The sequence below is a fragment of the Limnohabitans lacus genome (genome assembly GCF_030053395.1).
Taxonomy (GTDB): domain Bacteria; phylum Pseudomonadota; class Gammaproteobacteria; order Burkholderiales; family Burkholderiaceae_C; genus Limnohabitans_A; species Limnohabitans_A lacus.
This window is the reverse complement of sequence record NZ_JASGBH010000004.1, coordinates 58,073-72,287: the sequence shown is the minus strand read 5'-3', so window position 1 is coordinate 72,287 and position 14,215 is coordinate 58,073. Positions and strand designations below refer to the sequence as shown.

The window sequence follows — 14,215 nt, the reverse complement described above, 5'->3', positions numbered from 1 at the left end:
GCGTTTTCACAAGGCGCCAATACCCCAGATCACTGGATCTTGGCTTTGCTGCGCAGGCTGTCTTGGTAGCCGCTGAGCTTTTGCTGCTGCAATTGCTGGGCGATCTGAGGTTTGACTTCTTCGAGCTTGGGCAACTGGGCTTCGCGCACATCGTCCACGCGGATGACGTGGAAACCGAACTGGCTCTTGACCGGTGTTTCGGTCATTTCGCCTTTGCCCAGTTTGACCATGGCACCCGAGAACTCAGGCACATAGCTGCCCGCAGCGGCCCAGTCCAGGTCGCCACCGTTGGCGCCGGAACCTGGGTCCTTGGACATCTTCTTGGCCAGGTCTTCAAACTTGGCGCCTTTTTTGATGTCGGCGATCAGGGCTTTGGCTTCGTCTTCTTTTTCCACCAAGATGTGGCGGGCGCGGTATTCCTTGCCACCGTTGGCGGCCACGAACTTGTCGTATTCGCCTTGGATTTCAGCATCGGTGACCGGGTTTTTCTTTTGGAAATCGGCGAACAGGTCGCGGATCAAGATGGTTTGACGGGCCAACTCGAGCTGGTTTTTGTAGTCTTCGGTGGCGTCCAGGCCGCGCTTTTTGGCTTCCTGCATGAAGATTTCACGGGCCACCAGCTCTTCTTTGATCTGGGCCAGCACTTCAGGCGTCACGGGACGGCCGGAGCGTTCCACTTGCTGCTTGAGCACTTCCACGCGCGAAGAGGGCACGGGCTTGCCGTTGACCACGGCCAAGTTCTGGGCGAAAGCTGGCGCAGCCATCAGTGCCAAAACGGCGGTTGCGGCGCTGAGCATTTGCTTTTTCATGGATTCTTTCCTCAAGGACGGTTCGTCAGGTATGAAATAAGGGGGTATTTTCAGATCAGCTCGATGGCCAAGGCATGCAAGCCTTGGTCGATGAAATCTTGCAGCGCATCATACACAAGCCGGTGACGCTGAACGCGGCTCAGGTTTGTAAACATCGGTGAAGCAATGCACACACGCATGTGGCTGCCTTGGCCGCTGGCACTGGCGCCGGCGTGACCGGCGTGGTCGGCGCTTTCATCGATCACCTTCAGCGCCGTTGGCTGCAGGCGCTCGGTCAAACGGGCGTGGATTTGTTGGGCAACGGTCATGGTGTTCATTGGTCCTTGGGCAGGTGACGGGCCACGTAGATGCCTTGGGCCACGATGAACACCAAGGGGAACACATAGCCCCAGACCTTGAAGTTGACCCAGTCTTCGGTCGAAAAATAGGTCGCCACATACGCATTGATGCTGGCCATGAAGAGGCAATACAGCATCCACGCGATGTTCATGCGGTGCCACACCGGCGCGGGCAATTGCAATTGCTGGCCCAACATCATTTGCAAAAAGTTCTTCTTCATCACCCAGTGCGCAATGGCCAAGGCCACGGCCAGGCCGGTGTACAGCAATGTGGGTTTCCACTTGATGAAGCGTTCATCGTGCAAGCCCAGCGTCAAAGCGCCAAAGCCAATCACCAGCACCAAGGTGATCTTGTGCATGGTCTGCAACTTGCCGTCCATCTTGTAAATCAGGGCGGTCTGCACCACAGTAGCGGCCATCAGCACCGCGGTGGCGGTGTAAATGTCGGCCATTTTGTAGGCCCCAAAAAACAGCAAGATGGGGAAAAAGTCGATCAGGAATTTCATGTCAGGGGCGGTTAGGGCGGTGTCACATGGACGCCGACCGGGTTCATCACAAAGGCTCGAAGTCTAACGAAGCGGAGTTCATGCAGTAGCGCAAGCCCGTGGGGGCTGGGCCGTCTTCGAACACATGGCCCAGATGCGCACCGCATTGGGCGCACACCGTTTCCACCCGCACCATGCCGTGGCTGCGGTCGACGTTTTCTTGGATGGCGTTCTCAGATGCCGCCTGCGAAAAGCTGGGCCAGCCGCAGCCAGCGTCAAACTTGGTGTCGGACTTGAACAGCTCGGCATCGCAGCAAATGCAGCGGTAAATGCCTGTAGCCCAGTGCGATTCGTATTTACCGGTGAAGGGGCGCTCGGTGGCGGCCTGGCGCGTCACGGCGTAGGCCACGGGCTCGGCGCCTTTGGCTTGCAAGATCTCGCGCCACTCTTGATCGGTTTTGGTGATGGTCATGATGAACAGCTGATTTCCAGTTGGCGGGCCCAATCGGGCGGCAGGTCGGCATAGGCTTCAAAGCCCGGATGCTCGTCGAAGGGGGACTTTAGCAAGTTGTGCAGGGTCTCGATTTCGCTGAAGTCCCCGGACTGTGCTTGGCGGATGGCGATTTCGGCCAGGTGGTTGCGCAAGACGAACTTGGGGTTGACGCGCAGCATGCTTTGGCCGACTTCGCTGAAATTCGCAGCGCCCAAGCGCTGCATGTAGCGAGACAGCCAAGCTTGCCAGCTGTCCCGATCGACAAACAAATCACGCACCGGCTCAAACGCCGCCAGGCTGCCTTCTTGGTGGGCCGCCACGGCGTGGCTCAATTGCCGCCAAAAATGGGTGAAGTCCAAACGCTGCTTGGCCATCAATTGCAGCAAGTCCTCGACCAAGGACCAATCGGACTCGCGCAAATCATCGCTGGCCAATTCGCCGATCAGCCCCAGTTTGGCGCGCATGGCGTCGCCCAAGGCGCGGGGGAAACCGGTTTTATAACCCTCCAGCACCTGCAAGGTCAGGTCCTGGTCTTCGATCAAAGGCAGCAGGGCTTGTGCCAGGCAAAACAGGTTCCAGTAGGCGATGTTGGGCTGGCGGCTGTAGGCGTAGCGGCCTTGGGTGTCGGTGTGGTTGCAAATGTGGCCCGGGTCAAAACCGTCCATGAACTGGAAGGGCCCGTAATCGATGGTCAGGCCCAAGAGGCTCATGTTGTCGGTGTTCATCACGCCGTGGCAAAAGCCCACGGCTTGCCACTGGGCCAAAAGACGGGCGGTGCTGTCCTGGACCAGATCCAGCATGGCGGCATAACGGTTGCCTTGCCACCGTGGCGCGCGTTCATCGGCCTGGGGCAAGTGGTGATCGATGAAGTGATCGACCAAAGTCCGCAAACTGTCCACATCGCCTTGGGCCGCAAAGTGCTCCAGATGGCCAAAGCGCAAAAAACTGGGGGCCACACGGGCCACCACAGCGGCGGTCTCTAGCGTTTCGCGCCGCACCGGCTCTGGCGACGCGACCAAGCTCAAGGCGCGGGTGGTGGGAATGCCCAGGCCATGCATGGCCTCGCTGCACAGGTATTCGCGGATGCTCGAGCGCAACACCGCACGGCCATCGCCTCGGCGGGAGTAGGGCGTGGGGCCAGCCCCTTTGAGCTGGATTTCTTGCAGGCCCAGCGCGGATGCCGCTTCGCCCAGCCAAATGGCCCGGCCATCGCCCAGTTGACCGGCCCAATGACCAAACTGGTGGCCACTGTAAACGGTGGCCAAGGGGTCAGAGCCCGCAAGCAAGGCGTTGCCAGCCAGGGCGCTCAGGTGCGCATCGTCCAACAAGGCAGACCAGCCCAGCTCTGAGGCCAGGGCGTGGTTGCGGGCTGCCCAGGCAGGCGTCGCCAAAGGGGTGGGCTGCAAGCGGGTGAAAAACTGGGGGCCCAGCTGCGTCAAGCTGTGTTGCCAAAGCAAGGGCGCAGGGCTTGGCGATGCGGGTGAATGGGGTTCTGACATGCCGCCATTGTCTCGCCCTTGACAAGAGCACACGGGCTCAGAGGGCTTATCCTCTGCGCCACGCCCGATTGGGGGCACAATGAAAAGTGATTTTTTTGACCCTTTGACCGGAGACCATCACATGTTGGGACTGATGCAACAGCAATCTTTGCTGATTTCTTCCTTGATTGAATTTGCCGAGCGCCACCATGGCGATGGCGAAATCGTTTCTCGCCGTGTAGAAGGCGACATCCACCGCTACAACTGGGCCCAAGCGGCCAAACGCTCGCGCCAAGTGGCCAACACCCTCGATGGCATGCAGGTGCCGCAAGGCAGCCGCATTGCCACACTGGCTTGGAACGGTTACCGCCACCTGGAGCTGTACTTTGGTGTCAGCGGTTCGGGCCGTGTGCTGCACACCATCAACCCACGTTTGCACCCCGAACAGATCGCTTGGATCGCCAACCATGCCGAAGACCAGGTGCTGTGCTTTGACATGAGCTTCTTGCCTTTGGTGCAAGCGGTGCATGCCCAATGCCCCACGATCCGCCAGTACGTGGCTTTGTGCGATGCCGACAAATTACCGGCTGACACCGGCATCCCGGGTCTGGTCAGTTACGAAACTTGGATGGGCGCGCAATCCGACACCTACACCTGGCCTCAGCTGGACGAGAACACCGCCTGCAGCTTGTGCTACACCAGCGGCACCACCGGCAATCCCAAAGGGGCGCTGTACAGCCACCGGTCCACTTTGCTGCACGCCTACGCAGCGGCTTTGCCCGATGTGATGTGCATCTCGGCACGCGATTCGATCTTGCCTGTGGTGCCCATGTTCCACGTCAACGCTTGGGGCATCCCCTACAGCGCGGCCATGGTGGGGGCCAAGCTCGTCTTCCCCGGCCCGGCACTGGACGGCAAATCGGTGTACGAACTGATTGAAGCCGAAGGCGTGACCTTCGCGGCCGGTGTGCCCACCGTTTGGCAAATGCTGCTGGGGCACATGAAGCCTGCGGGCCTGAAGTTCTCCAAACTCAACCGCACTGTGATCGGTGGCTCGGCCTGCCCACCGGCCATGATCACGGCTTTCCGCGAAGACTACGGCGTGGATGTGCTGCACGCATGGGGCATGACCGAGCTCAGTCCGCTGGGCACGCTGTGCACGCTCAAAAACAAACACGAGCGCTTGCCCGAAGCCGAACAGATGAAGCTGCGCATGAAGCAAGGCCGCTGCATTTTTGGCATCGACATGAAAATCGTCGATGCCGATGGCCGTGAGCTGCCGCATGACGGCAAAGCCGCAGGCGATCTCTTGGTCAAAGGCCCCTGGGTGATTGCCAATTACTTCAAAGCTGAAGGCGGCGATCCTTTGGTGGACGGCTGGTTCCCGACGGGCGATGTGGCCACCATCGACACCGATGGCTTCATGCAAATCACCGACCGCAGCAAAGATGTGATCAAGTCCGGCGGCGAGTGGATCAGCTCGATCGATGTGGAAAACATCGCCATGGCCCACCCTGCTGTGGCCATGGCCGCGTGCATCGGCATTCGCCACCCCAAGTGGGACGAAAGGCCCATTGTCTGTGTGGTCAAAAAACCAGGTGCAGAAGTTTCACGCGATGAACTGATTCAGTTCTACGACGGCAAGACCGCCAAATGGCAGATCCCAGACGATGTGGTTTTTGTGGATGCGATCCCTTTGGGTGCTACCGGCAAGATGCTCAAAACCCGTTTGCGTGAGCAGCTGACCGACTACGTTTTGCCCGGCCTTTGATGTGCGACAAATCACCTCTTGCGGCGCTCAAGTCGCAAGGGTGATACAGCTTAGGTGCAAACCCCGAGCGAGTTTGTGAAATCAGCGGTTACGCTGACACCGTCTGATTCACAACGCAGGAGACTTTGAATGAAATTCACCACCCGCTTGATCGCTGCCGCAGCACTGAGCACTTGCGCTTTTGGCGCCTTCGCACAAAAAGGCGAAACCGTCAAAATCGCTTGGATCGATCCCTTGTCGGGTCTGATGGCCCCCGTGGGCAGCAACCAGCTCAAAAGCTTCCAGTTTTTTGCTGAGAAGTTCAGCAAATCCAACCCAGCGGGTGTGAAGTTCGAGGTGATTGGCATCGACAACAAGTTGAGCCCCGCTGAAAGCTTGAACGCGCTCAAAGCCGCCATGGACCAAGGCGTGCGCTACATCACGCAAGGCAACGGTTCCTCCGTGGCCGGTGCCTTGATCGAAGCCGTCAACAAACACAACGAGCGCAACCCTGGCAAGGAAATCATCTTCCTGAACCACTCGGCTGTGGACCCCGATTTCACCAACAGCAAGTGCAGCTACTGGCACTTCCGCTTTGATGCCGACACCTCGATGAAGATCGAAGCCATGACCACCTTCATGGCCGACCAAAAAGACATCAAGAAGGTGTACCTGTTCAACCAGAACTATTCGCACGGTCACCAAGTGGCCAAGTTCGCCAAAGAAAATTTGGCCCGCAAGCGTGCTGACATTCAGATCGTGGGTGAAGACCTGCACCCACTGGCCCAAGTGCGTGATTTCTCGCCCTACATCGCCAAGATCAAGGCTTCTGGCGCTGACACCGTCATCACCGGCAACTGGGGTTCTGACTTGGCGCTGCTTGTTAAAGCGGCCAACGAAGGCGGCTACAACGGCAAGTTCTACACCTACTACACCGGTGTGACTGGCACGCCCACAGCCTTGGGTACTGGAGGTGCAGGCCGCGTGTACCAGATCGCCTACAACCACTACAACATGGGTGGTGATTTGGGCAAATGGATGGCTGAGTTCAAGACCAAATTCAACGACGATTTCTACACCGGCTCGGTCATCTCGATTTACAACGCCTTGGGCGCGGCCATGGCCAAGGCCAAATCCACCGATCCTGTCAAAGTGGCTGCTGCCTTGGAGGGCTTGACCTTCAACAGCTACCACGGCGAAGTTCAGATCCGCAAGACAGACCACCAGTTGCAGCAACCGCTGTACATGACCGTGTGGCAAAAGGCGGACAAGAAGTACCCCTATAGCCCGGAAAACACCGGCATGACTTTGGCTCCCGTCAAGGAGTTCCCATCCTATGTCTCCAGCACGCCCACCAGCTGCCAGATGAAGCGTCCAGGCTGATTGGCCTTGCGGCTCCCGGGCCCGATGACCTCGAACGTTGTCGGGCCTTTTTCTTGGCGTGTTCCGGCACGCGTGTTTCGGGTTGAACGGTCAACCCACTTTCGGTAACGAAGTTAGGCTCACAAAGCCTGGAAAGTAGCGGTATTTATGGAGTTTTTCATCATCTCCATGCTCAACGGCCTCAGTTACGGGCTGTTGCTCTTCATGCTCAGCTCTGGGCTGACCTTGATTTTCAGCATGATGGGTGTGCTCAACTTTGCGCACGCCAGTTTCTACATGATCGGCGCCTATTTCGGTTACACCCTGTCGGGCTTGATCGGTTTTTGGCCTGCCTTGGTCATTTCGCCGCTTTTGGTCGGTGCTTGTGGCGCCTTGTTTGAGCGTGTCACACTGCGCAAAGTTCACCCCTTCGGCCATGTGCCCGAGTTGTTGGTGACTTTCGGCTTGTCTTACGTCGTCCTCGAGTTGATCCAGTTGGTCTGGGGCCGCACAGCTGTGGAATTCCAGCCACCTGAAATCCTTCGCAGCTCGGCATTCACCCTCATCAACCACTCTGTCAATGGCCTGAGCCTGGTTTGGGGGTCTGCACCTGCCGACATGTGCAGCGCTGCTGATGCGGCGGTGCGTGTCTTGTGTTCGCCGTTTCCCGCCACGCGTGCCTTCATGATGTTGGTGGCTTTGTTGATGTTGGTGTCTTTGTGGCTCTTGCTCACGCGAACCCGCATCGGCTTGGTCATTCAAGCGGCTTTGACGCACCCCGAAATGGCCGAGGCCCTGGGGCACAACGTGCCGCGCGTTTTCATGCTGGTGTTTGGTGCCGGTACCGGTTTGGCCGGTTTGGCTGGCGTCATCGGCGGCAGCACCTTTGTCACTGAGCCGGCCATGGCTGCCACGGTGGGTTCGGTCATCTTCGTGGTGGTGGTGGTGGGCGGTATGGGCTCCTTGTCGGGCGCATTCCTCGCTTCGGTCTTGATCGGTGTGATCCAGACCTTTGCCGTGGCCATCGACTATTCCTTCTTGGTGTTGGCCAAGGACATGGGCTGGGCGGTCTCTGCGGCGACGCAAGACAACACCTTTGCCAAGCTCACGGTTTCGCAGGTCGCGCCGATCCTGCCATATTTGTTCCTGGTGCTGATCCTGATCTTCCGGCCCAAGGGTCTTTTGGGTACACGCGAGGGTTAAGACATGGCTGCTGTTTACAAATTCAAACCCTACAACGTCGGCCGTTGGGTCATCTGGAGCTTGTTTGCTCTGGTGCTCTTGGCCGCACCGCTGGTCTTCACCAGCAACCTGTCCACCACCATGCTGGCCCAAATGGGCATCGCCATCATCGCTTGCCTCTCCTACAACATTTTGTTGGGGCAAGGCGGCATGCTCAGCTTTGGCCATGCGGTGTACACGGGCCTGGGCTCTTACATGGCCATCCATGCGCTCAACATGGTCAGTGGTGGCCAATTGCACATTCCGGTCAGTTTGTTGCCCATCGTGGGTGGCGTGGCCGGCATGGGCTTTGCGATCTTGCTGGGTTATGTGACCACCCGCAAGTCGGGGACACCGTTTGCCATGATCACCATGGGCGTGGCCGAGTTGGTGTTTGCCATGTCGCTCATGTTCTCCGAATTCTTCGGGGGCGAAGCGGGTGTCTCGGGCAACCGCGTGGCCGGTCAAGCTTTCTTTGGCATCACCTACGGACCGCAAATTCAGGTGTATTACCTGATCGCGGCCTACACCTTTGTGTGTGTGGCGCTGATGTTTGCCTTCACGCAAACGCCTTTGGGCCGGATTTTGAACGCTGTGCGTGACAACCCGGAGCGTGTGGAGTTCATCGGCTACAACACGCAACGTGTGCGTTACATCGCCTTCATCATTGCCGGTTTCTTTGCCGGCATTGCCGGGGGCTTGGGCGCACTCAACTTCGAGATCGTCACCGCCGAAGTCGTTGGGGCAGGGCGCTCGGGTGCCTATTTGCTCTTCACCTTCTTGGGGGGGGCGACCTTCTTCTTTGGCCCTATCCTGGGTGCCATCTTGATGGTGATCGCCTTTGTGCTTTTGTCAGAGTTGACCAAAGCCTGGCTGCTGTACCTGGGTCTGGTCTTTTTGTTCATGGTCATGTACGCCCCCGGCGGCATCGCCAGCTTGATCATGATGAATTTGCGCGTGGCCAAGTTCGGCAAGCTCAAACAGATCTGGACCAGTTACCTCGGCTTGGGCCTCACGGCCTTTGTAATGTTGGCCGGTGCTGGCGCCATGATCGAGATGGTCTACCACCTGCAGCTCAATTCGGCTTTGGGCGACACCGTCAAATTCATGGGCGTGAGCCTCAACGCCAAGAGTCTGGACAGCTGGTTCGGCTGCACCTTTGTGATGCTGACGGGTTTGGGCTTGTTTGAAGTGACCCGACGCCAGTACATGCTGGAGTGGGGTGTGATCCAGACCGAGATCGAAAAAGAAATCAAGCGCCGGGAGACTGCAGTATGAGTACGACCTACGCACTGGAACTGAAAGACGTTCGCAAAAATTTCGGCAAGACCGAAATCATCCGTGGCGTGAACCTGGCTGTTCAAGCCGGTGAGCGTGTGGCGGTGATTGGCCCCAACGGTGCGGGCAAGTCCACGCTGTTCAACCTGATCAGCGGCCGTTTTGGTCCCACCAGTGGTGACATTTTGCTCAACGGCCAAGCCATTCAGCACAAGACACCCTACGAGATCAACCGCATGGGGCTGTCGCGCAGCTTCCAGATCACCAACATCTTTCCCAAGCTCAGCGTTTTCGAGAACCTGCGCTGTGCGGTGCTCTGGAGCCTGGGCTACAAGTACACGTTTTTCAAGTTCCTCTCGGGCTTGAAAGACGCCAACGAACGCGCCGAGCAGCTGATGGACATGATCCACCTCGACAAAAAACGTGATGTGCTGGCCATGAACCTCACCTACGCCGAGCAACGCGCCCTGGAAATCGGGGTGACGATTGCCGGCGGCTCCGACGTGATCTTGCTGGACGAACCGACAGCCGGTATGAGCAAGAGCGAGACCTCGCGCTTCATTCACCTGATCAAAGAAGTCACCGTGGGCAAAACCCTTTTGACGGTGGAGCACGACATGGGCGTGGTGTTTGGTCTGGCCGACAAGATCGCCGTGGTGGTTTATGGCGAGGTGATCGCCTTTGATACGCCTGAGGCGGTTCGTGCCAACGCCAAAGTGCAAGAAGCGTATTTGGGCTCGTCTGTGGCCGACAGCCAGGCAGGAGGCCATTGAGATGTTGAAGATTGAAAACCTGCACGCCTATTACGGCAAAAGCCATGTGCTCCACGGCGTCAACTTTGGCGTGGGCCAAGGCGAGATCGTCGCCCTTTTGGGGCGCAACGGCTCTGGCCGCTCGACCACCGCCAAAGCCATCATGGGCTTGGTCGATTGCCAAGGTACCATCGACTGGAAAGGCCAAGCCATTCAAGGCAAAAAAGCCTATGAAGTGGCGCACTTGGGCATCGGTTACGTGCCCGAAAACCGCGACATCTTCCCCAAACTCACCGTGAGCCAAAACCTGCAACTGGGCCAAAAGCGCAGTGGTCAAAATGGGCGCTGGTCGTTTGACGACATGTTTGCCCTGTTCCCGCGCCTCAAAGAGCGCGAGCACACCGAAGCGGGCGTTTTGTCGGGCGGCGAGCAACAAATGCTCACCCTGTGCCGTACCCTGATGGGCGACCCCGATCTGATCATCATCGACGAACCCACAGAGGGCTTGGCGCCCAAAATTGTGGAATTGGTCGGTCAGTACCTGCAAGAACTCAAGCGCCGGGGCATTTCGGTGCTGTTGATCGAGCAAAAGCTCACCATCGCCATGAACATCTCGGACCGGGCACTGGTCATGGGCCATGGCAGCATCGTTTTTGAGGGCACCCCCGAAGAACTGCGTCAAAACACCTATATCCGCAAGGAGTGGCTGGAAGTTTGAGCCTCGTCCCGAGAGAGACAGTTTCTCGAAACTGAAGCTGTTCTTCCCCCAACTTGCCACTACAATCTTTTAAAAACGAACGGTCGTTCTTTTTTATTCCAAGCTCCATTTCACGCAAAGGAAAACAGCATGACAGCTGAGTACAAAGTCCACGGCGACGTCGCGGTCATCACCCTGATGAACCCACCCGTCAACGGCCTGGGTCTGTCCACCCGCATCGGCATCACCGATGGTCTGGAAAAAGCCAACAACGACGCGGCCGTCAAAGCCATCGTCATCACCGGCGGCGGCAAGGCTTTCTCGGGTGGCGCTGACATCCGTGAATTCGGCTCGCCCAAAGCGATCCAAGAACCCAACTTGCTGAGCGTGATCCGTTCTTGCGAAAACTCGGCCAAGCCCATCGTGGCCGCCATCCACTCGGTGGCCATGGGCGGTGGTTTGGAGCTGGCTTTGGGCTGCCACTACCGCATCGCTGCGCCAGGCACCTCGGTGGCTTTGCCAGAAGTCAAACTGGGCTTGATTCCCGGCGCGGGCGGCACGCAGCGTCTGCCCCGCGTGATTGGCGTGGAAGCCGCGCTCAACATGATCGTCAGCGGCGAAGCCATCAAGAGCGAAATGCTGGCCATGTTGCCTGGTCAAAAGCTGTTCGATGCGATGGCCCAATCGGCCGAAACCCTGGCTGAAGAAGCTTTGGCCATGGCCCGCAAAGTGGCCGCAGCCCATGCCGATGGTTCACCTTTGCCTTTGGTCCGCAATCTGCCTTGCAAGCACGTCCAGGGCGATGCTTACTTCCAGTTTGCGCGCAACATGGTCAAAGGCATGGCCAAAAACCTGCCAGCACCTGTCAAATGCTTGGAGGCCGTGGAAGCCGCCACCAAGAAAAAGTTTGAAGACGGCATGGTCTTGGAGCGTGAGATTTTCACGGCCTTGATGATGACGCCCGAGAGCAAAGCGCTGCGCCACATCTTCATGTCCGACCGTGCGGCCAGCAAGATCCCTGATGTGCCCGAAGACACCCCCAAACGCGACATCAAGTCCATCGCCGTGATCGGCGCTGGCACCATGGGCGGCGGCATCTCGATGAACTTCTTGAACGCGGGCATCCCCGTGAAGATCCTCGAAATGAAGCAAGACGCGCTGGACCGTGGCGTGGCCACCATCCGCAAAAACTACGAAGCGCAGGTCAAAAAAGGCAAGCTCAAGCAAGAGAAGTACGACGAGCGCATGGCCTTGTTGTCCACCACGCTGAGCTACGACGACATCGGTCAGGCTGATTTGGTGATCGAGGCGGTGTTTGAAGAAATGGGCGTCAAAGAAACCGTCTTCAAAAAGCTCGACGAAGTGATGAAGCCCGGTGCCATCTTGGCTTCCAACACCTCGACGCTCGACGTGAACAAGATCGCATCGTTTACCAAGCGTCCGCAAGACGTGATTGGCATGCACTTCTTCAGCCCTGCCAACGTCATGAAGCTGCTCGAAGTGGTGCGTGGCGCGCAAACTGGCAAGGACGTGCTGGCCACCGTGATGGCGATCGGCAAAAAGATCAAGAAAACCTCGGTAGTTTCTGGCGTGTGCGATGGCTTCATCGGCAACCGCATGATCGAGCAGTACAGCCGCCAAGCCGGTTTCCTGATCGAAGAAGGCTGCACTCCCGCCCAAGTGGACAAGGCGGTCGAGAAATTTGGTTTTGCCATGGGCCCCTTCCGCATGGGCGATCTGGCCGGCAACGACATCGGCTGGGCCATCCGCAAGCGCCGCTACCAAGAAAAGCCAGGCATGAAGTACAGCAAGACGGCTGACTTGCTCTGCGAGATGGGCCGCTATGGTCAAAAAACCGGCGCAGGCTGGTACGACTACCAAGCCGGCAAGCGCGACGCGATCCCCAGCCCCGTGGTGGTCGAGATGATCGAAAAGCACCGCGCCGCCCAAGGCATCACGCCACGCAAGATTTCCGACGAAGAAATCGTGCAGCGTTTGGTGTTCTCGCTGGTCAACGAGGCTTGTCACATCCTGGAAGAGGGCATTGCCAGCAAAGCCAGCGACATCGACATGGTCTACATCACCGGTTACGGTTTCCCGTTCTGGCGCGGTGGCCCCATGAACTACGCCGACACGATTGGCCTGTTCAACGTGGCCGAAGCCATGAAGCGTTTCGCCAAGAACCCGCTCGACGACGCCCAATTTTGGCAACCCGCACCTTTGTTGGCGCGTTTGGTGGCCGAAGGCAAGACATTCAACTGATTTTTTAAATTTTTGGCGGGACAGATCATCAGCTCTGTCCCCCACATGAAAGGACCATCATGACGAATGCTGTCATCGTATCTACCGCACGCACACCGCTGGCCAAAAGCTGGAAGGGCGCCTTCAACATGACCCACGGGGCTACCCTGGGTGGTCACGCGGTGCAACACGCTGTGACCCGCGCAGGCATTGACGCCGCCGAAGTCGAAGACGTGATCATGGGCTGTGCCAGCCCCGAGGGCGCCACCGGTGCCAACATCGCCCGTCAGATCGCGCTCAAGGCCGGTCTGCCCATCTCGGTGTCGGGCATGACCGTCAACCGTTTTTGCTCCTCTGGCTTGCAAACCATTGCCCTGGCCGCCCAGCGCATCATCGCTGGCGAAGGTCAGGTCTATGTGGCCGGTGGTGTGGAAAGCATCTCTTGCGTGCAGCAAGAGATGAACACCCACATGATGCAAGACTTGGCTTTGGCCAAGATGAAGCCCGAGATCTACTGGAACATGCTGCAAACCGCCGAACAAGTGGCCAAGCGCTACAAAATCGGCCGTGATGTGATGGACGCGTATGGTGCGGCCAGCCAGCAAAAAGCCTGCGCTGCTCAAGCCGCCGGTTTGTTCAACGACGAAATCGCCCCCATCACCGTCACACAAGGCGTGATCGACAAGGTCATGGGCATGACCACCAAGCAAGTGACCGTGAGCGTGGACGAAGGCCTGCGCGAAGGCACCACGGTGGAAGCCATCAGTGGCTTGCGCTCGGCTTTGCCCGGCGGTTTGGTCTCGGCCGGTAACGCCAGCCAGTTCTCGGACGGTGCAGGCGCTTGCGTGCTGATGGACGAAAAGCTGGCCGAGCAGCGCGGCTTGAAGCCGATGGGCCGATTCCTCGGCTTTGCCGTGGCCGGTTGCGAGCCTGACGAAATGGGCATTGGCCCCGTGTACGCCGTACCCAAAGCCTTGGCGCGTTTGGGCCTCACAGTGCAAGACATCGATCTGTGGGAACTGAACGAAGCGTTTGCCGTGCAGGTGCTGTATTGCCGCGACAAGTTGGGCATTCCGGCCGATCGCCTGAACGTCAACGGCGGTGCGATTGCCGTGGGTCACCCCTACGGTGTGTCGGGCCAGCGCCTCACGGGCCATGCCCTGATCGAAGGCAAACGCCGTGGTGCCAAGCGCGTGGCGGTGACCATGTGCATTGGCGGCGGCATGGGCGCCTGCGGCATTTTTGAAGTGCTGTGATGCGCGCTTGCGTTGACGCCTGATCAACGCAAAAGGCGGTTGGCATTGAGCTGGC

13 protein-coding genes are annotated in these 14,215 nt (G+C 58.3%); 8 read left to right on the top strand and 5 right to left on the bottom strand.

The features are described 5' to 3' along the window. Positions 1-29: 29 nt before the first annotated feature. From QLQ16_RS06930 to QLQ16_RS06910, 5 genes are read right to left on the bottom strand one after another with little or no spacing between them, the layout of a single operon-like run. The gene (locus QLQ16_RS06930) at positions 30-809 is read right to left on the bottom strand and encodes a foldase protein PrsA (protein ID WP_283223965.1); all 780 of its coding nucleotides are present in this window, start codon (positions 807-809) and stop codon (positions 30-32) included. 50 nt (positions 810-859) lie between these two features. After that, entirely contained in the window at positions 860-1,126 is a 267-nt protein-coding gene (locus QLQ16_RS06925) for a BolA family protein (RefSeq protein WP_283223964.1), read from the bottom strand. Next, positions 1,123-1,653 (bottom strand): septation protein A, encoded by a 531-nt coding sequence (locus QLQ16_RS06920; RefSeq protein ID WP_283223963.1) that lies wholly within the window; start codon positions 1,651-1,653, stop codon positions 1,123-1,125. The genes QLQ16_RS06925 and QLQ16_RS06920 overlap by 4 nt, the downstream gene beginning before the upstream one ends. Positions 1,654-1,699: 46 nt before the next feature. Next, on the bottom strand, positions 1,700-2,104 hold the full coding sequence (gene msrB, locus QLQ16_RS06915; protein ID WP_283223962.1) for a peptide-methionine (R)-S-oxide reductase MsrB: 405 nt from the start codon (positions 2,102-2,104) through the stop codon (positions 1,700-1,702). Next, positions 2,101-3,624, bottom strand: coding sequence for a protein adenylyltransferase SelO (locus tag QLQ16_RS06910; protein WP_283223961.1), 1,524 nt, complete (start codon positions 3,622-3,624; stop codon positions 2,101-2,103). The genes msrB and QLQ16_RS06910 overlap by 4 nt, the downstream gene beginning before the upstream one ends. Positions 3,625-3,745: 121 nt before the next feature. On the opposite strand from QLQ16_RS06910, the gene QLQ16_RS06905 reads away from it, so the two are divergent. The 8 genes from QLQ16_RS06905 to QLQ16_RS06870 all read left to right on the top strand — a co-directional run bounded on the left by QLQ16_RS06905 (position 3,746) and on the right by QLQ16_RS06870 (position 14,160). After that, complete coding sequence (locus tag QLQ16_RS06905) at positions 3,746-5,374, top strand: 3-(methylthio)propionyl-CoA ligase (protein WP_283223960.1); 1,629 nt, start codon at positions 3,746-3,748, stop codon at positions 5,372-5,374. 129 nt (positions 5,375-5,503) lie between these two features. Next, the gene (locus QLQ16_RS06900; RefSeq protein ID WP_283223959.1) at positions 5,504-6,736 is read left to right on the top strand and encodes a branched-chain amino acid ABC transporter substrate-binding protein; all 1,233 of its coding nucleotides are present in this window, start codon (positions 5,504-5,506) and stop codon (positions 6,734-6,736) included. Positions 6,737-6,883: 147 nt separating this feature from the next. Then, on the top strand, positions 6,884-7,918 hold the full coding sequence (locus QLQ16_RS06895) for a branched-chain amino acid ABC transporter permease (RefSeq protein WP_283223958.1): 1,035 nt from the start codon (positions 6,884-6,886) through the stop codon (positions 7,916-7,918). Between the two features lie 3 nt (positions 7,919-7,921). Beyond that, a complete protein-coding gene (locus QLQ16_RS06890; RefSeq protein ID WP_283223957.1) occupies positions 7,922-9,214 on the top strand; it encodes a branched-chain amino acid ABC transporter permease in 1,293 nt (430 codons plus the stop codon). Then, complete coding sequence (locus tag QLQ16_RS06885) at positions 9,211-9,987, top strand: ABC transporter ATP-binding protein (protein ID WP_283223956.1); 777 nt, start codon at positions 9,211-9,213, stop codon at positions 9,985-9,987. The genes QLQ16_RS06890 and QLQ16_RS06885 overlap by 4 nt, the downstream gene beginning before the upstream one ends. 1 nt (position 9,988) lies before the next feature. Further along, the gene (locus QLQ16_RS06880) at positions 9,989-10,684 is read left to right on the top strand and encodes an ABC transporter ATP-binding protein (protein ID WP_283223955.1); all 696 of its coding nucleotides are present in this window, start codon (positions 9,989-9,991) and stop codon (positions 10,682-10,684) included. A gap of 129 nt (positions 10,685-10,813) precedes the next feature. Continuing rightward, positions 10,814-12,925 carry a 3-hydroxyacyl-CoA dehydrogenase NAD-binding domain-containing protein gene (locus QLQ16_RS06875; protein WP_283223954.1) on the top strand — a complete coding sequence of 704 codons (2,112 nt, stop codon included), beginning with the start codon at positions 10,814-10,816 and terminating at the stop codon, positions 12,923-12,925. 59 nt (positions 12,926-12,984) lie between these two features. Continuing rightward, positions 12,985-14,160, top strand: coding sequence for an acetyl-CoA C-acyltransferase (locus QLQ16_RS06870; RefSeq protein ID WP_283223953.1), 1,176 nt, complete (start codon positions 12,985-12,987; stop codon positions 14,158-14,160). The last annotated feature ends 55 nt before the right edge of the window (positions 14,161-14,215 follow it).